The sequence below is a fragment of the Serratia sp. MMO-28 genome (genome assembly GCF_037199905.1).
GTDB lineage: Bacteria > Pseudomonadota > Gammaproteobacteria > Enterobacterales > Enterobacteriaceae > Chania > Chania oryzae.
This window is the reverse complement of the sequence record NZ_JBBCVB010000003.1, coordinates 11285-37083: the sequence shown is the minus strand read 5'-3', so window position 1 is coordinate 37083 and position 25799 is coordinate 11285. Positions and strand designations below refer to the sequence as shown.

Here is a 25799-nt window from a genome sequence, read left to right as displayed (position 1 = left end):
GTGAGCTGTACACGCCGCTTCGGTTACACGAATGTTTTGAGTTATAGAACTAAATTGTGGGTATATTGGAATGCGGTACGCAATTTTTCACGTGAAAAACTGTAATTTCCATCCAATGTTACGTAAAATATAACGTAACTAAATTCACCTTATGTTTTTACGGATTACAGCATGGCTAGTGTTGATGCAGATTACTGCTACTCTTTTCCAGCTATACGTGGCATTCAGGCTGGTCGTCCTTTCTACATCGCCACGTGCCCGATGCGCATCATCCCCAAAATATTCAGCTTTGATGAAAATGACGTGCCACCTGAGCTACGCGCGCAGCGCACGCTGAATAAATCACGCATCCCCGAAATGGTGCGTTATCTTCTGGAAAACCCGAAAGATTATGTGTTTTCTGCACTAACAGCGTCCATCGCTGTTGACGTCCAGTTTGATGAATTCCCCGGCTCTAACAATCTGGGGATGTTATGTGTGCCAATGGATGCACAAATCCTCATTAACGACGGCCAGCATCGCCGTAAAGCAATTGAAGACGCTTTAGACGCTCGCCCGGAACTTGGGCAGGATAATATTCCGGTGTTGTTCTTTGTTGATGAAGGATTAAAACGTAGCCAGCAGATGTTCGCCGATCTGAATAAATACGCCATTCGCCCCAGTCCTTCGCTGGCGTCTCTATACGATCATCGCGATGCCAGTTCAAATCTGGCACGTTATCTGGCGATGTCCATAGCGCCGTTTGTAGGGATGACAGAACTGGAAAAATCTGGCATCAGTCAGCGGTCGAATAAGTTATTTACGTTGAGCAGCATCAAGCAGGCTACCCGCGCATTGTTGGGTAAAGATCCCAAAGAGAACAACTTTGAGGAATGCACCGAAATAGCTACTCGCTACTGGCAAGCTATTTTTAGCGTGATGCCGGATTGGCAGTTAGCGGCTAAAAAAGAGGTTTCACCAGTTCAGTTACGACAAGATTATGTTCACGCTCATGGCATTGGATTGCAGGCACTTGGGCAACTGGGATATACCCTGCTAACGGATTATCCTGAGCAATGGCCGGAGAAAATAGCTGCACTTAAAACTTTTAATTGGCGCAGAAACAATCCGGATCTGATCAAACGCGCGATGCAGCACGGCAAGCTGAGTAAAACCAGTACGGCGATCCAGCTTACCTGCAATGCACTAAAAACCGCGCTCTCAATTCCCCTCACTCCTGAAGAACAGGAGCTTGAAGCTCAAATGGTTGTCTCATGAGTAAATTAGTTCAGGCCTACGATTTGGCCGAATACGAAGATTTTATTAATCAGGAGCAGTTCGCTGGACGCCCTCTGGCCGAATATGTTGCTGAGGTTCAAAGAATTTATTGTGCGGATAAGCGTCCGTGGGTAATTGGCTATAGCGGCGGGAAAGATTCTTCCGCCGTGATCACGCTGGTGTATCTGGCCCTGCTCGGCCTGCCCCCGGAAATGCGCAGCAAAGATGTTTTTCTGGTGTCATCAGATACACTGGTGGAAACACCAGTGGTCGTGGATCTGATCAAGAAAACAATGTTGCAGATTGAGGCAGGCGCAAAACGTAATGGCCTGCCGATCACTCAACATGCCGTGATGCCTAAAACTAATGAAACCTTCTGGGTCAATTTACTGGGGAAAGGTTATCCGGCCCCAACCCGTAGTTTTCGCTGGTGTACCGAGCGTATGAAAATCAATCCGGTGAGCGACTTTATTAAAGATAAGGTCAGCCAGTTTGATGAAGTGATTGTTGTCCTCGGCTCACGTAGTAGCGAGAGTGCCTCCCGTGCGCAGGTTATCGCAAAGCACAAAATTGATGGCTCACGCCTAGCCCGACATACCACACTGGCAAATGCGTTTATCTATACCCCTATTGATACCTGGGATGTAGAAGACGTCTGGAAACTGCTGCGCGGCGCGTTCCGCTATGCTCCTGAAGATATCGACGAATGGGAAAGCCCGTGGGGTGGAAACAACCGTCCTCTGTGGACGCTGTATATGGACTCTTCCGCACAGGGTGAGTGTCCCCTGGTGATCGACGAAAGTACCCCCTCTTGCGGGAATTCTCGCTTTGGCTGCTGGACCTGTACCGTAGTCACCAAAGATAAAGCGATGGAAAGTCTGATCAAAAATGGCGAAGAGTGGATGTCGCCTTTGCTGAAATATCGTGATCTGCTGGCATTTACCACCGAACCAGCGAATAAAGACACCTATCGCAACTATAAACGCCGCACCGGTAAGGTGAGCTATCAGTACGCTAAAGACGGCGAAGATCGCAGTGCAGAGCGTAAGCATGTTCCTGGCCCCTACTGGCTCAAATATCGCCAGCAGTGGTTAAAAGACTTACTGGAAATTGAGCGTGATTTAAACGCCCAGGGCCACACGATTACGTTAATTACCCAGCCAGAGCTGCACGCTATCCGTCAGGAGTGGTTGAAAGATCCTAACGAGCCAGACTGGTACGACACATTGCCGGGGATTTACCGCGAGGTATATCAGCAGGATTTGAACTGGGTGGTTGACGATCAGTCGCGCTTTGATGCCAGCGATGCTGATTTGCTGGCGCAGATAACGCAAGGGTTTGACATAGTACCTGAAATGGTGATGAAACTGATTGAGCTGGAAACCTCGATGGAAGGTTTAAGTCGTCGCCAGGGGATTTTTGACAAGCTCGGCACAATTTTAAAGCAGGACTGGGGCAGCCTGGAAGAGATCCAGCAGCAACAGGCAACGCTGCAAAAACGCAACGATAGGGATATTCATCAGGATGAAGTGGATAAGCTAGAAGCTGAACTTCAAACTTTACAGCGCAGAATTATCGATGCGGGCGACTCGTCTGTGCTTATCGATGAGGAAAATGAACGTGCTCATTAAGCAACTTGTATTACATAATTTTCGCGTATTTTGCGGCACACACACCATCGATCTAGCTCCCAGAAAGCGCCCACATGAAGTAAACCCTCGCCCGATTGTGCTATTTGGTGGTTTAAATGGTGCAGGGAAAACATCTATTTTGTCGGCAATTCGACTGGCACTGTATGGGCGTTTAGCGTTTGGCCCGGCAATGCAGCAGCAGGAGTATGTTGAACAACTCGGTGCGCTGGTGCACAACGGGACGTATGCCACAGAGCGCCCAGAAGAGGCCGCAGTAGAACTGACCTTTACCTACAACCAAAACGGCCATGAGACTGAATTCACCGTCACGCGTAGCTGGAAGAAAGGAAAGAAAGATCGTCTCTCTTTGCAGCAGGATGGACAACCGCGTAGTGAACTCAGTTATGACCAGTGCCAGGGATTTTTGAATGAATTAATTCCTCACGGTGTCGCCGATCTTTTCTTTTTTGATGGAGAGAAGATTGCGGAGCTGGCGGAAGATGAATCCGGCAATATTCTGCGTACAGCGGTGCGTCGTTTGTTGGGACTGGATCTGATTGCCAGACTGCAAAATGATCTGATGATTTTTGTCAAACGCCAGCAAACCGCCCAGTTGGGTGGCTCCCAGCAACAGCAGGTTGAAGCGCTTGAGACAAAGATTAGAATGCTTGCCGGTCAGACAGAGAAATTGCTGGAAGAGGCCGATTTCGTCAACTCGCGGATTGAATTTTTATCCCAGGACATTATTCGCCATGAGGGATTGTTAAATGCGCAGGGCGGCGCATTTGCCCAGACCAAAGCACAGGAAAAACAGAAAGTTGAAACGCTGTTAAAAGAAAAAGAACGTCTGGAAAAATCGTTACGACAGGAATGCGATGGATCGTTGCCCTATGCGTTAGCACCTAATACGTTGTCGCGGTTGCTGGAAAAAATTGCCAATGAAGCACAGATCAAGCAGGCGAAAAATTTTGAGACGGAGTTAAATCAATTTTTAACACAACTCAAAAATGATATCGCGTTCCGTTCCAGCAGTGAGAGTTGTACCAGAGCCATTGCTACCGAAGCTATTACCAATAATTTGGACGCATATATGGCAGCCAAACCAAAAGGTGATTTGCTGTTTGATATTTCTGAACGTGAAGCCGGTATGCTCCAGCAGTCCATTGAGCAAGACAGCAAAAAAGCATGGCAGCGTTTTGATATGTACCGCCAACAGTTAGCGGATATTGAACAACAACTGGAGCAGGCCGCAGCTAATATTGCTCGTGCCCCGGAAGACGAGCAATTGATGGATCTCTTTGCAGCATTACGCGAGCTCGACCATAAGCGTGAAAAACAGCGGCAAAAATACCGCTTACTGCTGGAAGAGGCTAAACGGACGAAACAGCAGCAACTAGACTGTGTTCGTCAGGTACAGAAAGCACATGACATCACTCGTAGCCAACATGGTTTGAGCAGCGCATTTAAAAATGCGCAGGAAACCATTAACCTGCTCGATTACTACAGCGATGTACTAACGCAGGCGCGAGTGAAAAAATTATCTGCTAACTTTGAAATTGCCTACCACAAGCTGGCTCGTAAAGAGGATTTACAGCTTAATGCGCACATAAATCCACAGACATTTGATGTTGAACTGGTGGATGAAAAGGGTTCTGTGATTAATCGCAAGCTGCTTTCTGCGGGTGAAAAACAAATTTATGCGATTGCCATTCTTGAGGCGCTGGCAAAAACCTCTGGGCGTGATTTCCCGGTGATTATTGATACGCCGTTAGGGCGTCTTGATTCTCAGCACCGGGATAAGTTGATTAATCATTATTTCCCGGAGGCCAGCCATCAGGTTGTGCTGCTATCAACCGATACTGAAGTAGATGAGCGTTATTTCGTCGATCGACTGCGTGATGATATTTCTCATGCTTATGAGATTGTGTTTAATGCGCATACCAAATCATCTGCGCTGAAACCTGGCTATTTCTGGGAATTAACCAAGGAGGCTGTCTGATGCTCCCGAATCGAATGGTGCTTAGTCGTCAGACTGAAGACCAGCTCAAGAAGTTAAAAGGATATACTGGGATTACGCCCAATGTCGCTGCTCGACTGGCATTTTTCCGCTCTGTGGAGAGTGAGTTTCGTTATTCGCCGGGGCATGAAGCTAAGAAGCTGGATGGCTCGCTGGTGCTGGATAAAATTACCTGGTTGGGGGAGACATTACAGACTACAGAATTGGTATTGAAGATGCTCTATCCGCAGATGGCACAGAAGGATATGATTAAGGCTTGGGCGGCACATGTTGAGGATGGGATTGCAGGGTTAAGAAATTATCGGGGATTGCGAGACTTCGTACAAGCCTTGTAACCTATAGAGAAAGATCACCTCTTAGGATAATTCGAGAGGTGATTAAAATTAATCATTAATTTATTTTTTAATAATTTTGATTATAAGGGTATCGACAATGTATTCTAAGTGAGAGCTAAAAATTATTAAATGTACATACTATATTTTTCCTACAAGAGAAGATACAATGCCTTTATATATTGCATCTTCTCATGAAGAGATAATTTATTTCAATAATAATTCATTACCGTCAAAATATACTCTTTCCGCAACATAAGATCCTCTTTGAAAATTGAAAGCATCCAATCCCATATCGGAGGCAAGTGCATTTATCTCTTCTTGATTTAAATTAGAGATTGATACAATAATTGAGAAGATAAACTTATTAACTAACCGCATGTTATTTGCAAACCAAACAGAGAACATACTGTTAAATAATACCTCTTCACTAACATTCAAATGACAGGATAAATTCATGAATCTATCATGGTGATCTAAAGGACTACACTGTTCATAGTATTGTAATAAGTCGTCACATTCAATACCTAAATTATTAGCCACACTGCTTACATTATCAGTTAAAACACGCCACAATTCTTCTTCTGGATTTAAGCCATTGATTGACGGTAAAGATATGACAGGAATAATATTACCGACAAGTTTATTTATTTTTGTACGCATATCAGCATCAAAAACAGCAAAAAAATTAAATCCTATAGATTTATTAGGATTAAAGTGTTTTACAATTTTCTCTATATCCGACTCACCATCTTTAAAGCTTACTATATGATAATCATACGCAACATCAGAAGCGGCCCGGTTCAAAATAGAACTCAAGAATAAGCTAGAAAATTTATCCTCAACAATAAAAACACCTTTTTTTCTAGGTTTAATACCAAGAGCGGTGAAATATTTCCTCTCATGTTTAGGTGATACAACACTAATTCCAAAATTACGAATATTAGATATTAATCTGGCATTATTAATGCCAACTTTATTTAGGATAGCTTCAGAGTGGCTTGACAGTAATGTCCATATACCTCTTTGCGATGATACATATGCAAGATAATCCATCAAATACTCTTGACTATAAATAGATATACAATTTTCAATTTCGTCAATAAGTAAAATAGAATGTTGATCAATCCAATTTATATACCAAAAAATGTACATACATAAGTATTCACCAGCCCCCATCTCAAGACATGTATATTTTTCACCACTAGGAAGGGTAACCCTGATAAAAGGAAAGGTATAATCATCCGCTAATGCCCCTTCCACCTCATATATTTCCACTTCGGAATAATTACGCCCAATGATATTTCCAATTACATCCACATTTACTTTCTTACCTAAGTAACCATTAGGTTCAAGTCCCTCGATAAAGTCTTCAATATTCTCCGAGCCATTCAAAAAACTTATTATTTTATTACATTCAACTGATGGTTCAAGATAACTCACATTAATCTGTTCAGTATTTACTACTTGCTCCTCATTTTTAAACACCGATATACTTATATGATCAGAATTAAACCTTGAGTTGCATTGACCATTATTTTTAATATATGAATAAATAGACCTAAGAATAGTACTTTTACCTACTCCATTTTTACCACAGATGACAGAAATGCCATTATTTAGCTCTAAACAAAACTTATCAGAAATACCTTTACCGTCACCAATTAATACTTTTCTTAATTGGCAATTATAATTAGACAAATCTTGAGTCCTACGCCATCCATCATTAAATTTAGCAAGTCTCATTTTTACCCCTTCCAAGTTTCAGAGAGGTCTTCTACAATATACTTCACGTCAAGGTTTTTGTCCTTCATAAGGTATGAAAGCTCATCAAGAGCATCGTAATCTTTTTTATCTAGATAAGATAGATTAATTCCAGCTCTGAAACATGCAAAATTCTGTATAATATCCCTTATAATTATTGAGCCAATAGACATGACTCGTGAAGAGCTTCGCTCAATATAGATCATTAATAGCTCACGAAGGCACTGTTCATCGATATCAAAAAAACCTAAAATTTCATATGGGATTTTTTCATTTATTTTCACATGAGATTTTGCTGACTCCAAATTGAAAAAAGCATTATATATTTGATTATTATCAAACTCCTCACCAGATATATTCATACACGCAATTAGATATATCCAGTTCAAAGATGATGCTTTTGTAAGATTTGTATTTACTTCCATATCTTTTATATGATAACTAAATTCACCGAAAATTCTTATTGTATTTTTTATTGCAATGGATATTTCGTTATCAAAACTAGTATCGTTACGATATCTATTTGTTAAGTTTGCATCACTTAATTGATAACGAATACTTTTTTTCTCAAGAAGAAGGCAAACTCGAGAAAGCAAATCATTATAAGCCATTCTGGAATTACTGAAACCCAAAATATTTTTATCAACATCAAGCTCATCCATGTAAGAGACAAATGATGACATGTCATCACGTACGTCACCAAATATAGCATTTCTTGCCTCAGATGAGGTTAGTTTAATTGTTTGATTCAATCGATAGAAAAGTTCATTCGGTTCACCTTGGTTATAATCTGTTATCTCATAAATAGTAATCCCAAAGCGTTCAATCTTCCTTTGAATATCAGGAGGTAAATCCTTAAATTTTTTCCCATGCAACTCAACGATGTCATCATCTTTGGGCTCAATAAAACCATCAATTTGAAATTGATTGTCTAAAAAATCTCGTATAGCAGACAATCGTTGCTGCCCATCTAAAACCTCTGCTTTCCCATTACCAATAGATACAGTATGTATTGGCGGAATATACCATTCACGAAGGATTGAATCGATTAACAACTTTTTCTTTTTTGTCGTCCAAACCTCACCTCGCTGGAAGTTAGGTCTAAGATCTAACTCACCATCTTTTATATCTTCATAAACGCTTTTTATCTTATTTGTAGTATCTTTTATGATCATCTTTCTTGTCCTTAAATTAGTTCCCAAAACGCCCGATCACGCATCTTATTAACTCGCTTATCCCCATCAACATACAGGCTAAAATGCTTCTCAAGCTGACGAATTTGCCCCATCAAAGACTCCTGCTCACCTTTATCATCGACGTTAAATACCGCCTTAATATCCGCATTCCTAATCTCAGAGACACGATGGATCACCCACGTTAAAATATAGGAGGCGTAATTATTTTCTCCGGTCTTAAAGTGAGTGATCTCCTGCGTTGATAGGATCGCACCAACACCATACTCACGGCCTTCTTTAAGGATCTTACGCAGACTGGAAAAATCCTGACGCATAAAGTTATCGGCTTCGTCCACCAGAATCATTTTAGTGAGCTGACGATAATCCCCCCGTACCACCGGTTTACCACGCTTTTGCATCTGCGCATAAAACAGATCCAGCGTGAGCGCGACTACCAAATTTTGCACTTCTGGCGGATAGCCAGCCAGCTCAATCACGGTGACACCGTCAATCAATTCGTACAAGCTGGTCATCTTCTCCGGGATGGTCTCGAATATCTTGTAACGCGCCAGTTTAGAAAGTGCTGCGTAAAGCGAATCTTCTTCAACCTTCTCCTGATCGAGGAAGCGCTGCCATACATCTTCAATCGTCGGCGCAGTTCTAGACCATGTTGTCGGATCTTCCGGCGAAATACCTGCCGCTTCGTAGCATTCTAAAATTAGATTTTCTAATTTAAGCTGCTGCTTATGCCCCAACCCATAAGCTTTCGCCATCGTTTCCGATAGTCCACCAGCGGTATGGATTGGTAGCATTGGCGTATCGCCAAACAGAGATAAGGGGTTGTAAGGCAGTTTAAATAACTTGTACTTTTTGGCACCCGTTGCACCAAGAAAAGCCTCATCCACATAGTCTGATTTGTAGTCGAAGATCAGCAAACCAATAGGTTTGCCATCAACGTTACAGGACTGATTACGCATCAACTGTGTGACCAGCGATTTAGTAAACTGGGTTTTACCGGTGCCCATCGTTCCAATAATGCCGGTATTGGTATTCATGAACTTCGCGGTGTTGGTTGGCTCCCAATGTAACGGGCTCTGACGCGCAGCATCATGACCAAACAGGATCTGTAATGGAGTATCGCTTTTATCAGAAGTCGCCACCGGTACAGCAGGCTGTAACGACTCCGGTTCCGAAATGGACCGTGCAGTAGCCGGCGTTGTGGCTTCTACCACAACTTCGGGTTGTGACGGAGTGACATCACTCTCTGGCTTAAGCCGGTATTTTTCCGGCACCCGGTAACGTTCCGCCAACGGTGGTTCATCCCCCTGAGCAGCAATCAACGAAGGCAGCAGTGAATAAGGGATTTCGACCTGTAAGATATTCTCCGCTGTCTCTTTATAAGAGAGATCGAAGCAGGTTGCGCTGTCCACATGCGCCACGACGAAGCCGTCCGCATAGTCGGCCAACTCACCTAACTGATAGTCGCCCGTTAACCACCATTCGCGTCGATCCAGCAAGGGAGCCAGTTTGTTGCTGTCCAGCACACTATACAGACGTAGTTTCTCCACCTGCATCAGCACCTGACGAATAAAGAGCGCCCGGTACAGCTGTGATGCCAGCGTTTGTGGTTCCAGAATATCCTGCTGTAAATAACGTTTCAGCTCACGAGCCTGTTGGCCTGCATAGCTGTAGTCAGGCCGCGCCCCGGTTTTAACTTCCAGCGGCAACAGATAGAGGCGGTTTTCTTTGAAACCAACAAAGAGCACATCATCAGAGATCGCACCTTTACGATAACCCTGTAAATTTCTCGATAAATCGCTCTCTTTCATTTTCAGCCCGACATTGCCCGACACGCGGATCATTTCGGCCACCGATAACGGAATCCAGCAAATATCGGACTGGTGCAACATAGATTGCACAAATTTGTACGCACCTATAATGCCGTACTTCTCTTTACGCTCTCTTTCACTGGAACGCAGCATTTTCAGCAGCCATTCGCCGTTAAAGGCATTAAATTCAGCCAGCAAATGCTGACTATCAACAGCAGGTTGCCCTGACTGGCTTCCGGTCTGAAGCAACCGCAGGAACAAATCAACCTGCTTCGTGACGGTGACGGCATCGTAGCCTGCGCAACTGGTGTACTGGTCAGAATAGTGGATAAGCACCACATCTTTCTGACTGGTGAAAAAGTCGAGGGTGACTTTTGGATCAATAATGGTGGTCCAGAGCGCACTATTGTAAGAGTAATTGAGCAGCTGTTTAAAATTGCCGCTCACAGCCAGGCCGATCCCTTGTCCGTGGTACTGGCTGTTGCTCTGACGCGCAGGTTGCCACAGGCAGCCGACTAATCGTGCAAGACGTAGGGCGCAGTAGGGCTCGGTATCCACATCACGCAGGCCAAACGCGGTAAAGTAGGCATCTCCCTGCGTTTCAGCGCCTTCTCCGGCGATTAACCCATGGCTCAGTACCCCGCTGGATGCATCTTCAATGCGGATTTGGCGGCAATCCACCGGTGCCGTATTAGTGAAAAACGCCAAGTGCGCATAGGCCAGCTTGTCGCTTTCTGACGGCAGGACAAATTTGCTGAACGTTAACCGGCTGCGCAGCAGGTCAATAAGCATATCGGCTTCCGCCCGCCATACGCCGCTGTTCAGATCGAGATCGTTTTTAAGCTGTTCATAGCTGCCGCTTTCGGCAAAACGATCGAACATATTGGGCAGCAGGCGTTCATCGTAGCAGTTCACATGCACCGAAATAGCGTGCTCTTTTTCCTGCTTAAAATATTCCACTAATCCCAGAAACAGCTCTTTGGCGTTCCCCTGGTTAATGGCATTGATAATCAACGCATTGTTTCCAGCGCTCTGGAACAGCCGGGCGTATGCGTCAGTAAACTCATTAAGTTTGTCTTTTACCAGACGTTTAACGTAGTCATGACTAACCTGACGCTGAGGAACCGCATCAATCCAGAAGCGGTTTTCCTCAACCGGCTGTAATTGCGCGTATTCATGCTCACTGTGGTAAACAAATGGCATTAACCCGGAAACCATTAAGCGATCAAGAGTGATCGGCGGTAGTGTGGCAAATGAAGCCGAATCGTACTGTTCCGACTCCGCAACGATAGTTTCTGCCAGTTGTAAATGGTAGGCCAGCACTAATGGGTGCAGTGGTGAGAGGCGCTCATGGCTATCATTGCGGCAGATCCCAAGATGCAGAAGACGTTTCTCCTGCGCTGTCAGCGCTCTGCTCAGGTCGATTTGCTGGAGTGACTGTTCAAACGTAGTAACAATGTAACTAACCAGTGTGCGATATTCCGCTGACCACGACACCAGACTCGGCAGGGTGTTACGACGATGATAGTAGGCAAATAACTGCTCATAGGCGTTATGGAGATCGGGGTAGCTGGTAAGAAGTTCATCCAGGGCAAACTCGCTATCGTCACTTCTCGTACCCAGCAAACGTTGCTCAATTAATGAGGCTTCCAGTATCAACAACTGCTGGCGTACACCGACGACCTTGTGTTCAGTATTATCGAGTATGATGCGCCCTTTTAGTCGGTTCCAGGTTGCATTGCCCTCTTCTTTGAACAACTTATTGAAACGACTTTGGTCAAAAAGCAGCGGCAGCGTTAGCCCTTCTTCTGCTCCCGGCCCCTCGATGTTAAATGACAGACGAGAATCACCGGAAACGAGCGCAAACTGAACCAGGTCACTTTGATTTGCCAGCGTCTCAAAATTCACCTGAGCATAATGCTGGCAGTCGATGTCTTCGCTCTCGTCATCCAACGTATAGGTCAGGTTGCCAGACTCGGCAATACGCAGCGTGTTATCTTCTAGTTGCAGGGTTATTTGGTCTTTACCTGGCTCAATGCGGTAGCAGTGCTGAATATCGTTTAGCCAGAATTGTCCCTGCTCGACCAACAACAGGCGAAATTTATACTCTTCGGCTGAATTATTGCGGTTGGTCAGTTCGAGACTAAAGAAGCAAGGACGCCCGTCAAAAGGCACCGATGCCATAATGCGGGAAGTCTTGCCTCCCGCCCGGCGCGTGCGCCAGAAAGGTGCATTCTTTAACTGGCGATTATGGGCAATCTTTATCTGGTTATCCTGAAGATCATTACCCTGAAAAATGAACTCAAGCTCAGCCTTTGATTGCCCTGGCTGCACCTGCACCAGTAGGCTGATGTCACGTTTGCCCGCCTTACTGGCACTTTTTGGCCGTAGCCAAATTTCGCCGTTTTCGACGGAGACATTCTCCAGCACCAGTTTTTGTTCGCTGTTCTGCTCTTTCTCTTTCCTGTAGTCAGAGAAATCGAGCTCACGCCAGTCGCCTTTATCGTAAAAATGCTCCTGAATGAATTTTGTACTGAATTCAGGCAGTACATTCTCCAGCTGTCCACTGTAGCGTTCAACACTGTCTTCTATCTGGCGATATAATTTCCGGTTTTCATTCAGTCGGGTGCGTAGCTGCTTCTGGCTATAGTTCAGTAGTTCATCATCTTTAAACAGATGAAGCTCGGAGAAATTCAGATTGCCATCATCCAGCAAGCGATACAGCGACGAGAAACCAAATACGGTCGCGCCTTCATCCAGTACCGTCGCCAGTTGATCCTCCAGCAAACAGCGGGACAATTCCGAACAGTTACTGTCTGTGGTAATAAGCTTTTCCAGTTGATGACTGAAAGTTTGTGGGTACCAGATAGCATCCGGTGCCGCCACGTCTTTCGTGCTGTTAATCAGGGTATCGAGCATACTGTTGTGAATAATCAACAGCGCTGTTTGGGCAAAAACGCCGCTGCGCCCTGCAACTTCATCGCGCAAATGAGAAATGTAGTTTTCTGTGAATGCTGGAGCCTCGGCTCCGTGCAGTACAGGAATAAGCTGAACCCCATTGCAGGGGAGGCAATCAATATATTGCCCTGGCGCAATTTCCAACTGATTGCCGTCCGCCAGAGAGACGAATGCTTCCCAGAGTTTTAGGGCATTATCTGGATCGGGAGATTTGAACTGGTAGCGCTCGCCGGGCTGAATGATGCCACCTACCCATTCAATAAAGGTTTCTGCCAGATAGGTTTCATACTGTTTTACGGACATACACGGCGTCTCCACTATCACTCATTCGCTCTACATTTCCCATGCGTTCATAAAACGCCACCAGCGTCTGCGCCGACTGGTTGTCCAGATAAAAACCGCGCTGTTCAAAACCACGCAGCAGTTCATGCAGGCGGAGTTTGTCATTTTTGCCCACAGTGAGATTGGTCAGTAACAGAAGACGATCCTGATTCAGCACCAGCACTTTCCCTGCCCGACCACGGACCTGAATGAAGTCAGTGCAAATCTGGTTTTCCAACTCGTTAATGTATTTACGATTGACCGTCGCGCGGTCAGTTTTTTTACCCTGAAACTGCTCTACGGCAACGGATAAGAGCTGTTTGAATACATTTTCCAGGTTTGTTGCGCGTTCACGAAGCGGGAGGCCTCGATCCACAATAAAGTCCTGCAAATAAACGTTAAGGTCATTAAGTACTCGGGCAGATGAGTCTGAATCATTCAGAGTGTCTTGATAAATCTGCCACAACGGACGCTTTTTCTGTCCTTTTCCCCACTGCAGAACCTCAAGTGCAGAGAGAACCGGGAACAGTTTTTCGCTCTGGCTAGCGAACAGCTTATAACCATAACGTTTCACCTTTTCCCGTTCGGAGCTGGCTTTTTCGCTATCAAGAATAAAAAACAGTGATTTGCTTTGTGGTTCGCCATCCTGCCAGTTGTCCAGATTGAGCGCCAGTTGAGCGCACCAACTAAAAGCGTACAAACGTAGGGTGTTGGTCAATTCCTGTAAAAGGTACTGTGGATGTTCTGCCAGAAATGCCAGATCAGACTGAAAACACGTTACCATATACGGAAGATACGGTTGCTCTTCGGCAAACGGTCCTTTCTCCAACAGCTTTATTTTTTCATTGAGCTTATTCAGCATTTGCTGCTCAATGAAGTTCAGTCTGTCCTGTATGGGATAACGAAGGCTGAAATCGCCCATCAAATTGGCAAACAGCGTGCCAAGTCGTTTATCTGCCGTTGAACCCGCACTTATTTTTTCACCATTAAACTGGGCGTGGAACAGTAAAAAAAGTGGGGAGACACGGAAAATATCCTGACTGGAAAAATACATCCGTTCCAGCACGGACCAGAATGCAGGCTCATCAAGCAGCTCCTGTAGATGTGTTTTACAATCTTCACGAAATTGATCAGGATCGTAAGCTTCGATTTTGCGTTTCAGGGCGTAGCTAAGGACCAGACCGGTGACGAATTGCCAGCTAATATCGTTGTTTTTATTGCGTACAGGCAGGTAACTATCCAGTTGATTATTACCCACTTTTAACTCGGTTGCGATAGGGTACATTCTGCTAACCCTCCATACCGCTAATAGTGATCATATCGTCATCCGCCTTTGCACGATAAACCCGTTGTCTGCCATCATAAAATTTGATTTCGCTGCTGGATTTAGCCTGCTTCGCGATCAACTCAACAATTTCATCCAGTAATACGATGGCATTTTTATCGTATTTATTCGGACGATAGCCATTATTCAACTTATCCAATAATTCGAACAAATTAAGTCCGATATGGATAGACGGCAGTGGATTTTGCCCCACTTTTAAATAGACATCGAAGCCAGTTGAATGAGCCGTATGTTTATTACGAATAGAGTCCCAATCAGGCTTTATCTCTACCGGCGAGGTTATTTTTACTCCACCAAACTCACCCAAAAAGAACTCTTCTTTTTGCATACTTAATTCAGGCGCTTTGCGGTTAGCGTAGCGCTGGATACCCGCAATAAGCTCAAAAGCATAGAAGCGATTCAGTAATCTTTTTTGCTCCGGATCTGCTGTGTAATTCCTATGCAAGTGCCAGATTTCTGAGTAACGTTCAAACAGTGATTCGTTAAAGAACGCAGAAAATCTCCGATGATAATCATTACCCAACGATTCGTGCTGCAACAACCAGAAAAGCCGGATCAACGAGGTTGCGTCACCAGGCTTAACGCACTGGCGATCAAATTTAATGTGCAACGGCTCAAGTGCGGCTAAAAAATCATCGAGATCAGCGTCAACCAGTCCCAGTTCATAGCGCAAAATAAACTGATCGAGTTCATAGGTGTGCAATCTGGCAGGATCAAAATCGGAAACTTTTTTAATCAGATCATTTTCTGCACCGGTAAAGAGGTTATCAAATAAGTAGCCAGGCCCCATCAGCAGATGATGCAAAAAATCTAGCAGCGTTCGGGTCGTAACAAACTGGTCTTTAATTAATCGCGCTTTAAAGAGCTGCGTAATCAACACATTCTGCACACCAGGTATGCAAAGCAATTTAAAGTTTGCGACCTCTTTTAGATCTGGATTAACTGACTCATCGCGCCGAAAGATAAACTGAAATAAATTATTATCATCATCGCGAGTTAAGTTATTTAATAAGGTTTTAATAAATGATGAATAGTTTTTATTTTCGTTAAACTGGAATTTAGGGTAATTTTCAAAATCAAAAAAAGAACAATTTTGGTTACGATAAGGACGGCTTGCGTTCTGCTGAGTTGATAAAAATGAGTCAATTGCAGACCGAAGTTCTTGGTGGCATTCAGCCCCTTCTCTGGCGAAATTTGCAAGCATCCCGGTGTTAATACCGATGAGCAGCGGATATGACTGTTGATGATGATTGTCAAATAAATCATTTAATGCATCAATGGCTGACTGCCGAGGGGCAAAACTGTGTGTGGCATCCAGATGGAAACTAAACCGCTGCTGATAACGTGATTCTGACTTTAAACGGGTTAAAATCTCGGACTTTCCATCCCCACTACTGCCGCACAAAAAAATGATTTCACCAGGCTTGGCAACGTCCAAATAGCGCTGTAATTCAGCCTCAATATCTTGTTTAACATAGAGTTGTTCCTTTAACTGGTCGAACTCATCTTTTTGGCGATGCGTTACCGTAGTTACGGAAAACGAAGATGATTTCGCAAGTACGCCCAACGCTTTACGTAATGTGATTGCGCTCATAACCACATGATCCCTGAGAAAGAATACTGGCCATCTTATATAAATGAGTAAGTTATCTCTACCGACATTTGTAAGGTCTGGATAGATGTTGCATGTCCAGTTCAGTATTGATGAATCAGGCACTGTAATGACATTTAGCATTATCAGGCGTCTACCACCAACTCTGTTATTACGCGCCCCGTAAAACACTATCAGTAGCCGTGCTATGAGATGCTACTTAGTTGTACAAGAACTACTTTTTACCCATCGTTAACACCAAAAGACGCCCGAGCATCACGAATCAGCAATTTAGATGCAGATAAGATATTAATCTCAGTATGTTTACTGTCCCTGACCGCAGACATTCACTTTCGTATCGTAACCCATCAGGTGTAATAGATTGTTGATGATGTTTTATCCATTACTTGGAATTCTCTGCAAAAAATAACAAAAAAATAAACAACGTCATAAACCAACCGCACCAGTATCTCTGCTGACGCGGTTGGCTTTACGAAACCTGGAACTGCATTGCTGGTAGTTTAGGTATCCCCTGACCCACTTCTAAACTGTCGATGTAATCGGCGTACCACTGCATCATTTCCCGCCGTCGATCCAGATAAAGTGCATAGTCATCCCTTAGAATGTGCGAATTCGTAGGGCGTCACGTAGCCCTCACGGTTTGCGTCCAGGTAGTCCGCCCACCATTGCATCATCTGCTTACGTTCATCAAGGTGTTCTGCAAGATAAATATAAGCCGCACGGACGTTATTGCGTTCTTGATGACTCATCTGACGCTCCACTGCATCTTTTGACCACAGGCCGGATTCGATCATGGCACTGCATGCCATGGTGCGGAAACCATGTCCACAGACATCGGTTCTGGTATCGAATCCCATTTTACGCAACGCTTTATTGATGGTGTTCTCGCTCATCGGTTTATAAGCATTGTGAGCACCTGTGAAGACAAGATTGAACTCACCACTGATCTCGCGGATTTGCTCCAGTATTTCTACAGCCTGTTTACACAGCGGAACCAGATGTGGGGTATACATTTTTGCTCCACGTGTGGAGAATCTGACACCGGTAATTTCTTCGCGTTTCTCTGGAATAGTCCAGAGTGCACGTTCGAAGTCGATCTCAGGCCAGCGGGCAAAACGCAGTTCACTTGAACGGATGAAGATGAGCAGTGCTAGCTTAATTGCCAGAGCGGTGAGAGGTTGCCCCTTATAGTTGTTAATTTTTTCCAGCAAGTCAGTGATACTATTAAAAGGCAGGGCAGGGTGGTGTTCTGTCTTCTGTGAGGAAATTGCCCCCTTCATGTCCAAAGCTGGATTATAGTTGATATAGGCGTTCTGTACGGCAAAGCGCATTATATTAGTAATGCGGCTTTGCAATCGGCCTGCGGTCTCAATGTTATCCCTAGCCTCTACAACTTTAACCGGTGCCAGCAGATCGCGGGTATTCAGTTTCGTGATGTCGGATTTTCCTAGGGTCGGGAATAAATGTGTTTCCAGAGAGGTGAGAACCCGTCTGGCATGATCTTCATTCCATTTACGATTGCTTTTGTGCCATTCACGCGCCACGGTCTCAAAGGTACGGATATTGGTTTGCCCTTTCTTTTCGTTCCTCTTTTCTTGGTTAGGATCGATACCGTTAGCAAGTTGCCGTTTGGCATTGTCACGACGGAGTCGTGCTTCAGCTAATGAGATTTCAGGGTAGGGCCCGATAAGGTAAGTCTGGGGTTTTCCATCGAAGTGATACAGAAAACGCCATCGTTTTGAGCCCGTGTTAAAGACGAAAAGATAGAGTTTGTCTGTATCGTAGATTTTGGTGAATTTTTTGTCTGCTGGGCATTTTGCATTGCGGACAGCCATATCAGTCAGTGCCATAAAACATGCCTTTTTCACATTGTTTTTGAGGTACTAATTTTATCGAACTATAGATACCTCGATCTATACCTTAGAAAAGGTGTTGATGTGGAGAGAATCTGGTTGAATTCGGTAGACTATCAGGAGAGGAAAAAGTTCGTAACTCGCGAGATTAAAAGAGAAAAATAGAAGTCGATTGATGTCCATTGATAATAGGGTGGTGCCCCCGACTGGAATCGAACCAGTAACTAGCCCTTAGGAGGGGCTTGTTATATCCGTTTAACTACGGGGACCTTGCGGCAAGGGCTTTAGCCTTATCGCCGGGCATTATACCTTTTTTTTCCCGCAGAATAAGCGCTTAGCGGTGCGTTTGCTTATTCCCTCACCAATATGCGGTGAATTTCGTCTGTTGCGCGGTGATATGTCACAATTTTTGCCGTTTACCCGCTTTTCCCGTGTTTAAATCAGTGCCGATCTTCTTGACCAGCATCCTTCTGCACCGCCCACTTTTACCGTTCAGAAAAACAGTCAAACCGTCACGCTGCCCACTTTTCCTACGCAATCTTGATCTGGTACGTAATATTACCCCTAATGGAGTAGATTCGTCGCCGGGTGCGGGCTACGAGCCCCATGCCGCTTATGTTATGATTCGCTATCCCAAGGAAAAATACGAGCCCCCCATGCTGGAAGCCAAAGACCTGAGTTGTATCCGCGACGAACGCTCTCTGTTTAGCGGGTTGAGCTTTTCGGTGAGCCCAGGCGACATTGTGCAGGTTGAAGGGGCGAACGGCGCGGGTAAAACCAGCCTGTTGCGTATTCTGGCGGGTTTGGCGCGGCCGGAGGGGGGCGAAGTGCTGTGGCACGGCAAAAATACCTTACGCCACCGCGAGCAGTATCATCAGGATTTGCTGTTTCTCGGCCATCAGCCGGGGATTAAATCAATGCTGACCCCGTTTGAAAACCTGCAGTTTTATCAGGCCGTGCGCCAGGCAGTCGATCGCCAGGCCATTTGGCAGGCGTTGGAGCAGGTCGGGTTGGTGGGCTATGAAGACTTGCCGGTAGCACAGCTTTCTGCTGGTCAACAGCGGCGCGTGGCGCTGGCACGCTTATGGCTCAGCAACAGCCCGTTGTGGATCCTGGATGAGCCGCTGACGGCGATAGATAAGCAGGGCGTAGTTGAGCTGACGGCGCTGTTTGAACAGCATGCACAAAGCGGTGGATTGGTGTTGCTTACCACGCATCAGGATTTAACGGGGACCCAACGGGCGGTAGGGAAGATCCGCCTGGCAGCTAACAGCGCGGAGGCCGCCTGATGTTTTTCATCTTACTGCGCCGGGAACTGAAGATCGCCTTCCGTAAAGGCTCTGAGATCGTTAACCCGCTGTGGTTCTTCCTGATCGTCATCACGCTATTCCCGTTGGGCATTGGGCCTGAGCCGCAATTGCTGGCGCGTATTGCGCCGGGCATTATCTGGGTCGCGGCGCTGCTGGCCTCGCTGCTGGCGCTGGAACGCCTGTTCCGTGACGATTTTCTCGATGGTTCGCTGGAGCAGTTGCTGCTGCTGCCAACGCCGCTACCGCTGACGGTATTAGGCAAAGTCTGCGCACACTGGATCGTTACCGGGCTGCCGCTGTTTATCCTGTCGCCGCTGGCGGCACTGCTGCTGTCGCTGGATGCCCCCACCTGGACGGCGATGGCATTGACCCTGCTGCTGGGAACGCCGACGCTGAGCCTGATTGGTGCTATTGGTGTGGCGCTGACCGTCGGGCTGCGCAAAGGCGGCGTGTTGCTGAGTTTGCTGGTGCTGCCACTGTATATCCCGGTGCTGATCTTCGCTACGGCGGCCATCGATGCGGCGTCGATGGGCATGCCGATCGACGGTTATCTGGCGATCCTGGGTGCCATGCTGGCGGGCAGCGTAACGCTGGCCCCTTTTGCTACCGCGGCGGCGCTGCGGGTGAGCGTGCATTAGCGCGGTATCCGCGCAAAGAATTTGTGCCATTCTCAGGGAGTGGCCACCGAATGAACCTTTGACCTTGAGCGATAACGACAATGTGGAAATGGTTACATCAATTTGCTCGGCCTGAACGGCTGTACCATGTTTGTGGCCGCTGGGTTCCCTGGCTGGGGATTGCCGGTGCGGCTTGCCTGCTGATTGGCTGGGTGTGGGGCTTTGGCTTCGCGCCGAAAGATTATCAACAAGGTGACAGCTTCCGCATCATGTATATCCATGTGCCGGCGGCGATGTGGTCGATGGGGATCTATGCCTCAATGGCGATCGCCGCCTTTATCGGTTTGGTCTGGCAGATGAAAATGTCAGACACCGTGGTGGCGGCCATGGCACCGGTTGGGGCGGTATTCACCTTTATTGCGTTGGTCACCGGCTCCGCCTGGGGTAAACCCATGTGGGGCACCTGGTGGGTATGGGATGCGCGCTTAACTTCTGAACTGGTGCTGCTGTTCCTCTATATGGGCATCATTGCGCTGTATAACGCCTTTGACGATCGCCGCCTGGCCGGGCGAGCTGCCGGGATCCTGGTGCTGGTGGGCGTGGTTAACATCCCGATCATCCATTTCTCTGTTGAATGGTGGAACACCCTGCATCAGGGCTCAACCAATATGCAGCAGAGCATCGCGCCCAGCATGCGTACGCCGCTGCGTTGGGCGATCCTCGGCTATCTGCTGTTCTTTATCACGCTGACGTTAATGCGCTTGCGCAACCTGATCCTGCGCCAGGAGAGTCAGCGCCCGTGGGTGGCCGAACTGGTTAATAAGGAGCGCCAATCATGAATGCCGCTTTCGATTCCTGGCAGGCCTTTTTTGCCATGGGAGGGTACGCTTTTTACGTCTGGCTGGCAGTGGCTGCTACGCTGCTTCCGCTGTTGGGGCTGGTGCTGCACACCTTCTGGCAACGTAAACAACTGCTGAATGAAGTTGGCCGCCGTCAGGCGCGCGAGCGGCGCATTCGCCAGTCAAAACAGCCAACCGCCGCGCAACCTGCAGAACAACGGGGGAAATGATTGTGAATCCACGTCGTAAAAGCCGCCTTTATCTGGCCATTGTGGTGCTGATCGGTGTCGTGCTGACCTCCACGCTGGTGCTGTATGCGCTGCGCTCCAATATCGATCTGTTCTATACCCCCGGCGAAATTCTGCTAGGGAAAGGTGAGAAACATGAAAAGCCTGAAGTTGGGCAACGTTTACGCATTGGCGGCATGGTGATGCCGGGCTCGGTAAAGCGCGATCCGCAAAGCCTGCAGGTGAGTTTCAAAGTGTACGATGCCCGTGGGGCGATCGACGTTACTTATGACGGCATTCTGCCGGATCTGTTCCGTGAAGGGCAGGGCGTGGTGGCGCAGGGCGTACTGGGTGAAGGCAATGTGGTCAATGCCCGTGAGGTGCTGGCCAAGCACGATGAAAAATATACGCCGCCGGAAGTGGCCGATGCGATGAAAGACAATCACCAACGCCCGGCTGAAGCCTATGTCACTCCGCAGGCGGGGAGCAGCAAGTCATGATGCCTGAAGTCGGGAGTTTTCTGCTGTGTCTGGCGCTGGCGATTTCGCTGTTGCTGAGTATCTACCCGCAATGGGGGGCGGCGCGCCTGGATCAGCGTATGATGGCGGCCGCCCGCCCGTTGACCTATGGCATGTTCGCCGCTATTGCGCTGGCGTTTTTCTGCCTGGTGCACGCGTTTGTCATCAATGATTTCACCGTGGCCTACGTGGCCGCCAACTCCAATACGCAACTGCCGGTATATTACCGTATTGCCGCCACCTGGGGAGCGCATGAAGGCTCGTTGCTGCTGTGGGTGCTGTTACTGAGCTGCTGGTCGCTGGCGGTGGCCCTGTTCAGCCGCGCTATGCCGCAGGATGCGGTGGCGCGCGTATTGTCAGTTATGGGGATGATTACCGCCGGTTTCCTGCTGTTCATCATCATGACCTCCAACCCGTTTACCCGCACTTTGCCGAGCTTCCCGATCGACGGCAGCGATCTCAACCCGCTGTTGCAGGATATCGGCCTGATCTTCCACCCGCCGCTGTTGTACATGGGCTACGTCGGTTTCTCGGTGGCTTTTGCCTTTGCCATTGCCTCGCTGATGGCCGGGCGGCTCGATACCGCCTGGGCGCGCTGGTCACGCCCCTGGACTATGGCGGCCTGGGTGTTCCTGACCCTAGGGATCGTGCTGGGGTCGGCCTGGGCTTACTACGAGCTGGGCTGGGGCGGTTGGTGGTTCTGGGATCCGGTAGAAAACGCATCCTTTATGCCGTGGCTGGCAGGAACGGCCTTGATCCACTCATTAGCCGTAACCGAGAAACGCGGCACCTTCAAGGCCTGGACGGTATTGCTGGCGATTACCGCCTTCTCGCTGTGTCTGTTGGGCACCTTCCTGGTGCGCTCCGGCGTGCTGGTTTCCGTTCACTCGTTTGCCTCCGATCCGGCGCGTGGCATGTTTATCCTCGCCTATCTGGTGCTGGTCATCGGCGGTTCACTGCTGCTGTATGCGGTGAAGGGGGGGCAGGTACGCAGCCGGGTGCAACATGAAACCTTCTCGCGGGAGACCTTCCTGCTGGGCAATAACCTGCTGCTGATCGCCGCCATGCTGGTGGTGCTGCTGGGTACGCTGCTGCCACTGGTGCATAAACAACTCGGTTTGGGCAGTATTTCCATCGGTGAACCTTTCTTCAACACTATGTTCACCTGGCTGATGGCGCCGTTAGCGCTGCTGTTGGGGATTGGGCCGCTGGTACGCTGGCGCCGTGATGAACCCAGCAAGCTGTGGCGCCGCCTGGGTGTCGCATTGGTGGTAACGTTGCTGCTGTCGATTCTGCTGCCGTGGCTGTTGCAAGACAGCATCGCGGGTATGACGGTAGTCGGGCTGCTGATGGCCGTATGGGTGATCGTGCTGACGCTGATGGAGCTGCACGAACGTGCGACTCATCGCCACGGTTTTTGGCGAGGGTTGACGCAGCTTTCCCGCAGCCACTGGGGCATGGTACTGGGCCATCTTGGGGTGGCGGTGACGGTCATTGGCATCGCTTTCAGCCAGAACTACAGCGTGGAGCGCGATGTACGCATGAAGGCCGGTGATAGTGTGGAAATCCACGATTATCGCTTCACCTTCCGTGATGTGCACGACATCCGTGGTTCTAACTATACCGGTGGCGTTGGCATCATCGACGTGACGCGTAATGGGAAACCAGAGGCCACATTGCATTCAGAAAAACGCTACTACAGCGTGGCGCGCAGCATGATGACCGAAGCGGCCATTGACGGCGGCCTCACGCGCGATCTTTATGCGGCATTGGGTGAGGAACTGGACGATGGTTCATGGGCGGTGCGCTTGTACTACAAACCTTTTGTCCGCTGGATCTGGTTCGGCGGCGTGTTTATGGCGCTTGGTGGCGTATTGTGTATTCTCGATCCGCGCTACCGCATGAGCAAAAAACTCAAACGTGCAACCACATCGGGGGAACAGGCATGAACCGTAAATTATTGTTTATTCCGTTAATCCTGTTCCTGCTGCTGGTAGTGGCGCTGCTGGTGCAACTGACGCGCAACGCCGGTGGTGAAGACCCGACCATGCTGGAATCTGCGCTGATCGGCAAACCGGTGCCCACCTTTAAGCTGGAGTCGCTGGAACAACCCGGTAAAACGTTCGATCAGGCGGTGCTGCGTAACGGTAAACCGATGCTGCTCAACGTCTGGGCGACCTGGTGCCCCACCTGCCGTGCTGAGCATCAATACCTCAACACACTGGCAGCGCAAGGGGTTCGCGTCATTGGGCTGAACTACAAAGACGACCGGGCCAAAGCGATTACCTGGCTGAATCAGTTGGGTAATCCTTACGCGCTTAGCCTGTTCGACGGTGATGGCATGCTGGGGCTGGATCTCGGCGTTTATGGCGCACCGGAAACTTTCCTGATCGACGGTGACGGCATTATCCGCTATCGCCACGCAGGCGATATGAATGAGCGCATCTGGCAGCAGGAAGTCTTACCGCTGTACCGCAAGTACGGGGGGGATGCATGAGGCTGATGACTCTGATGCTGGCCACCTTGTTAAGTTGGAGCGCGGCGGCGGCGATTGACACCTACCGATTCAACTCGGTGGAGCAGGAACAGCAATACCGCGAACTGACCGAGCAGCTACGTTGCCCTAAATGCCAGAACAACAGCATTGCCGACTCCAACGCGATCATCGCGGCGGACATGCGCACCAAGGTGTACGAACTGATGATGCAAGGGCAGAGCAAGCAGCAGGTGGTGGACTATATGGTGGCGCGCTACGGCAACTTCGTCACCTATGAACCGCCGGTCACTCCCGCGACGCTGATCCTGTGGGTTGGGCCGTTGCTGTTTGTGTTGATCGGGGGGGCGGTAGTGATATTGCGTACCCGTCATCGCCGGGTGGATACCGGTCATGAAGACTTCTCCGAACAAGAGCAGCAGCGGCTTACTGCGTTGCTGAAAGAGACTGACAGGAAGAAACCCTAATGGCTTTTTGGCTGATGGTTATTGTGCTGCTGGCAGGAGCGGCCGCTTTGCTGGTGATCCCTGCATTACGTCAGAGCAAAGAGAATACGGCGGCCAGCCGTGATGCGCTGAACAAGGCATTTTATCAGGATCGCCTTGGTGAGTTGGAGCAGGATGAACAGCAGGGCGTGGTGGCAGAACGTCCTGAAATGATCCGGGAGCTGCAACAGAACCTGTTGAATGATATTCCAGGGCAACAGGAAGATCGGGTGCGGCCCATCAACCGCTGGGCATTGGTGCCCGGTGTGCTGGTGCTGGCCGTGGTGGCGGTTGGGCTTTATCTGAAAACCGGTGGGTTGGCTCAGGTTCGGGCCTGGCATCAGGTAGAATCCCAACTGCCTGAACTGCGTAAACGCGTGGCGGATGAGCGCGCGCAGCCGCTAACCCAGGAAGAGATTGCCCGCCTTGGGCTGGGGTTACGCACTGCCTTGCAGGATGATGATAGAAACATCAACGACTGGATGATGCTGGGCCGCGTCGGGATGGCACTCAACAATGCCACCACCGCGACGCAGGCTTTCGCCCATGCCTATCGCCTGGATCCGAATAATATGGACGTGCGCCTGGGGTATGCCGAAGTGTTGACGCGCTCCAATGATCCGCAAGATAATCAGCAAGCTACCGATATGCTGCGCAAGATGGCGGCAGAAGATCATACCAATCTTCGCGTGTTTAGCCTACTGGCGTTCAACGCGTTTGAACAGGGGGATTTTCAGCAGGCGATCAATGCCTGGCAGGTGATGCTGAAGTTATTACCGGCTGACGATCCGCGTATTGACGTGATCAAGCGCAGTATTGAACAAGCAAAAGTACAGGCAGGAGAAGAAACTGTTAAACTTGTGGTTAATGTCACACTGTCGCCAGAAGCGGCAAAAGCATTACCGCAACAAGGAACGCTGATCGTCTCGGTGACCGATGGTGTTAGCCCGGTACCGGTCGCCGTGAAGCAATTGCCCCTGAGCCGTTTCCCGCTGTCATTTTCTTTGGATGACAGCAACGCCATGATGCCGGAGCGTCTGCTTTCGGCGCAGCAACAGGTGAAGGTTCGCGTGCGGCTTTCATTGGATGGTTTGGTGACTCCACAGCCGGGTGACTGGTTTGGTGAAAGCGCGTTACAGAAATTCAGCGGCAAAGAGCAGGTCAGCGTCCAGATAGACAAGCAGGTTCCCTGATAAAAACTGAATGGGTTTCATG

At 48.2% G+C, this 25799-nt stretch carries 19 protein-coding genes and 1 tRNA gene; 13 read left to right on the top strand and 7 right to left on the bottom strand.

What is annotated here, in order from left to right:
* Positions 1–171: 171 nt before the first annotated feature.
* The 4 genes from dndB to dndE are packed head-to-tail and all read left to right on the top strand — an operon-like array spanning position 172 to position 5240.
* Complete coding sequence (gene dndB, locus WG891_RS03275) at positions 172–1257, top strand: DNA sulfur modification protein DndB (protein WP_337262751.1); 1086 nt, start codon at positions 172–174, stop codon at positions 1255–1257.
* On the top strand, positions 1254–2888 hold the full coding sequence (dndC, locus tag WG891_RS03270) for a DNA phosphorothioation system sulfurtransferase DndC (protein WP_337262750.1): 1635 nt from the start codon (positions 1254–1256) through the stop codon (positions 2886–2888). Before dndB ends, dndC begins: the two co-directional genes overlap by 4 nt.
* Positions 2878–4887 (top strand): DNA sulfur modification protein DndD, encoded by a 2010-nt coding sequence (gene dndD, locus WG891_RS03265; RefSeq protein ID WP_337262844.1) that lies wholly within the window; start codon positions 2878–2880, stop codon positions 4885–4887. The genes dndC and dndD overlap by 11 nt, the downstream gene beginning before the upstream one ends.
* The gene (gene dndE, locus WG891_RS03260; RefSeq protein ID WP_221027870.1) at positions 4887–5240 is read left to right on the top strand and encodes a DNA sulfur modification protein DndE; all 354 of its coding nucleotides are present in this window, start codon (positions 4887–4889) and stop codon (positions 5238–5240) included. Before dndD ends, dndE begins: the two co-directional genes overlap by 1 nt.
* Positions 5241–5444: 204 nt before the next feature.
* Here dndE and WG891_RS03255 read toward each other — a convergent pair whose 3' ends face one another.
* From WG891_RS03255 to WG891_RS03225, 7 genes are all read right to left on the bottom strand, one after another.
* Positions 5445–6983 carry an ATP-dependent nuclease gene (locus tag WG891_RS03255; RefSeq protein WP_337262749.1) on the bottom strand — a complete coding sequence of 513 codons (1539 nt, stop codon included), beginning with the start codon at positions 6981–6983 and terminating at the stop codon, positions 5445–5447.
* 2 nt (positions 6984–6985) lie between these two features.
* Positions 6986–8176: a DUF262 domain-containing protein gene (locus tag WG891_RS03250; RefSeq protein ID WP_337262748.1), complete on the bottom strand. Its 1191-nt coding sequence runs from the start codon at positions 8174–8176 to the stop codon at positions 6986–6988.
* Between the two features lie 11 nt (positions 8177–8187).
* Positions 8188–13266: a DNA phosphorothioation-dependent restriction protein DptH gene (dptH, locus tag WG891_RS03245; RefSeq protein WP_337262747.1), complete on the bottom strand. Its 5079-nt coding sequence runs from the start codon at positions 13264–13266 to the stop codon at positions 8188–8190.
* Positions 13247–14569 carry a DNA phosphorothioation-dependent restriction protein DptG gene (gene dptG, locus WG891_RS03240; RefSeq protein ID WP_337262746.1) on the bottom strand — a complete coding sequence of 441 codons (1323 nt, stop codon included), beginning with the start codon at positions 14567–14569 and terminating at the stop codon, positions 13247–13249. Before dptG ends, dptH begins: the two co-directional genes overlap by 20 nt.
* Before the next feature lie 4 nt (positions 14570–14573).
* A complete protein-coding gene (gene dptF, locus WG891_RS03235; RefSeq protein WP_337262745.1) occupies positions 14574–16223 on the bottom strand; it encodes a DNA phosphorothioation-dependent restriction protein DptF in 1650 nt (549 codons plus the stop codon).
* 608 nt (positions 16224–16831) lie between these two features.
* On the bottom strand, positions 16832–18091 hold the full coding sequence (locus tag WG891_RS03230; RefSeq protein ID WP_337262744.1) for a tyrosine-type recombinase/integrase: 1260 nt from the start codon (positions 18089–18091) through the stop codon (positions 16832–16834).
* 197 nt (positions 18092–18288) lie between these two features.
* Positions 18289–18363, bottom strand: a tRNA-Arg gene (locus WG891_RS03225).
* Between the two features lie 387 nt (positions 18364–18750).
* On the opposite strand from WG891_RS03225, the gene ccmA reads away from it, so the two are divergent.
* The 9 genes from ccmA to ccmI all read left to right on the top strand — a co-directional run bounded on the left by ccmA (position 18751) and on the right by ccmI (position 25777).
* Complete coding sequence (gene ccmA / locus WG891_RS03220; RefSeq protein ID WP_076944093.1) at positions 18751–19383, top strand: cytochrome c biogenesis heme-transporting ATPase CcmA; 633 nt, start codon at positions 18751–18753, stop codon at positions 19381–19383.
* A complete protein-coding gene (gene ccmB / locus WG891_RS03215; protein WP_337262743.1) occupies positions 19383–20042 on the top strand; it encodes a heme exporter protein CcmB in 660 nt (219 codons plus the stop codon). Before ccmA ends, ccmB begins: the two co-directional genes overlap by 1 nt.
* 80 nt (positions 20043–20122) lie before the next feature.
* On the top strand, positions 20123–20860 hold the full coding sequence (locus WG891_RS03210; RefSeq protein ID WP_156293684.1) for a heme ABC transporter permease: 738 nt from the start codon (positions 20123–20125) through the stop codon (positions 20858–20860).
* The gene (gene ccmD, locus WG891_RS03205) at positions 20857–21090 is read left to right on the top strand and encodes a heme exporter protein CcmD (RefSeq protein ID WP_076944096.1); all 234 of its coding nucleotides are present in this window, start codon (positions 20857–20859) and stop codon (positions 21088–21090) included. Before WG891_RS03210 ends, ccmD begins: the two co-directional genes overlap by 4 nt.
* Before the next feature lie 2 nt (positions 21091–21092).
* Positions 21093–21587: a cytochrome c maturation protein CcmE gene (gene ccmE / locus WG891_RS03200; protein WP_076944113.1), complete on the top strand. Its 495-nt coding sequence runs from the start codon at positions 21093–21095 to the stop codon at positions 21585–21587.
* Entirely contained in the window at positions 21584–23554 is a 1971-nt protein-coding gene (locus tag WG891_RS03195; RefSeq protein ID WP_337262742.1) for a heme lyase CcmF/NrfE family subunit, read from the top strand. Before ccmE ends, WG891_RS03195 begins: the two co-directional genes overlap by 4 nt.
* Positions 23551–24102, top strand: a complete 552-nt coding sequence (locus WG891_RS03190; RefSeq protein ID WP_337262741.1) for a DsbE family thiol:disulfide interchange protein — start codon at positions 23551–23553, stop codon at positions 24100–24102. The genes WG891_RS03195 and WG891_RS03190 overlap by 4 nt, the downstream gene beginning before the upstream one ends.
* A complete protein-coding gene (locus tag WG891_RS03185) occupies positions 24099–24566 on the top strand; it encodes a cytochrome c-type biogenesis protein (protein ID WP_337262740.1) in 468 nt (155 codons plus the stop codon). Before WG891_RS03190 ends, WG891_RS03185 begins: the two co-directional genes overlap by 4 nt.
* Positions 24566–25777: a c-type cytochrome biogenesis protein CcmI gene (gene ccmI, locus WG891_RS03180; RefSeq protein ID WP_337262739.1), complete on the top strand. Its 1212-nt coding sequence runs from the start codon at positions 24566–24568 to the stop codon at positions 25775–25777. The genes WG891_RS03185 and ccmI overlap by 1 nt, the downstream gene beginning before the upstream one ends.
* Positions 25778–25799 lie beyond the last annotated feature (22 nt).

What these genes read in the sequence shown, in the direction of transcription:
- dndC (WP_337262750.1), top strand. Translation starts at nt 1,254, where the DNA reads ATGAGTAAATTAGTTCAGGCCTACGATTTGGCCGAATACGAAGATTTT.
- ccmD (WP_076944096.1), top strand. Translation starts at nt 20,857, where the DNA reads ATGAATGCCGCTTTCGATTCCTGGCAGGCCTTTTTTGCCATGGGAGGG.
- dptH (WP_337262747.1), bottom strand. Translation starts at nt 13,266, where the DNA reads ATGTCCGTAAAACAGTATGAAACCTATCTGGCAGAAACCTTTATTGAA.
- dptF (WP_337262745.1), bottom strand. Translation starts at nt 16,223, where the DNA reads ATGAGCGCAATCACATTACGTAAAGCGTTGGGCGTACTTGCGAAATCA.
- WG891_RS03250 (WP_337262748.1), bottom strand. Translation starts at nt 8,176, where the DNA reads ATGATCATAAAAGATACTACAAATAAGATAAAAAGCGTTTATGAAGAT.
- WG891_RS03230 (WP_337262744.1), bottom strand. Translation starts at nt 18,091, where the DNA reads ATGGCACTGACTGATATGGCTGTCCGCAATGCAAAATGCCCAGCAGAC.
- dptG (WP_337262746.1), bottom strand. Translation starts at nt 14,569, where the DNA reads ATGTACCCTATCGCAACCGAGTTAAAAGTGGGTAATAATCAACTGGAT.
- ccmB (WP_337262743.1), top strand. Translation starts at nt 19,383, where the DNA reads ATGTTTTTCATCTTACTGCGCCGGGAACTGAAGATCGCCTTCCGTAAA.
- dndE (WP_221027870.1), top strand. Translation starts at nt 4,887, where the DNA reads ATGCTCCCGAATCGAATGGTGCTTAGTCGTCAGACTGAAGACCAGCTC.
- WG891_RS03255 (WP_337262749.1), bottom strand. Translation starts at nt 6,983, where the DNA reads ATGAGACTTGCTAAATTTAATGATGGATGGCGTAGGACTCAAGATTTG.
- WG891_RS03190 (WP_337262741.1), top strand. Translation starts at nt 23,551, where the DNA reads ATGAACCGTAAATTATTGTTTATTCCGTTAATCCTGTTCCTGCTGCTG.
- WG891_RS03195 (WP_337262742.1), top strand. Translation starts at nt 21,584, where the DNA reads ATGATGCCTGAAGTCGGGAGTTTTCTGCTGTGTCTGGCGCTGGCGATT.
- dndB (WP_337262751.1), top strand. Translation starts at nt 172, where the DNA reads ATGGCTAGTGTTGATGCAGATTACTGCTACTCTTTTCCAGCTATACGT.
- WG891_RS03185 (WP_337262740.1), top strand. Translation starts at nt 24,099, where the DNA reads ATGAGGCTGATGACTCTGATGCTGGCCACCTTGTTAAGTTGGAGCGCG.
- WG891_RS03210 (WP_156293684.1), top strand. Translation starts at nt 20,123, where the DNA reads ATGTGGAAATGGTTACATCAATTTGCTCGGCCTGAACGGCTGTACCAT.
- ccmI (WP_337262739.1), top strand. Translation starts at nt 24,566, where the DNA reads ATGGCTTTTTGGCTGATGGTTATTGTGCTGCTGGCAGGAGCGGCCGCT.
- ccmA (WP_076944093.1), top strand. Translation starts at nt 18,751, where the DNA reads ATGCTGGAAGCCAAAGACCTGAGTTGTATCCGCGACGAACGCTCTCTG.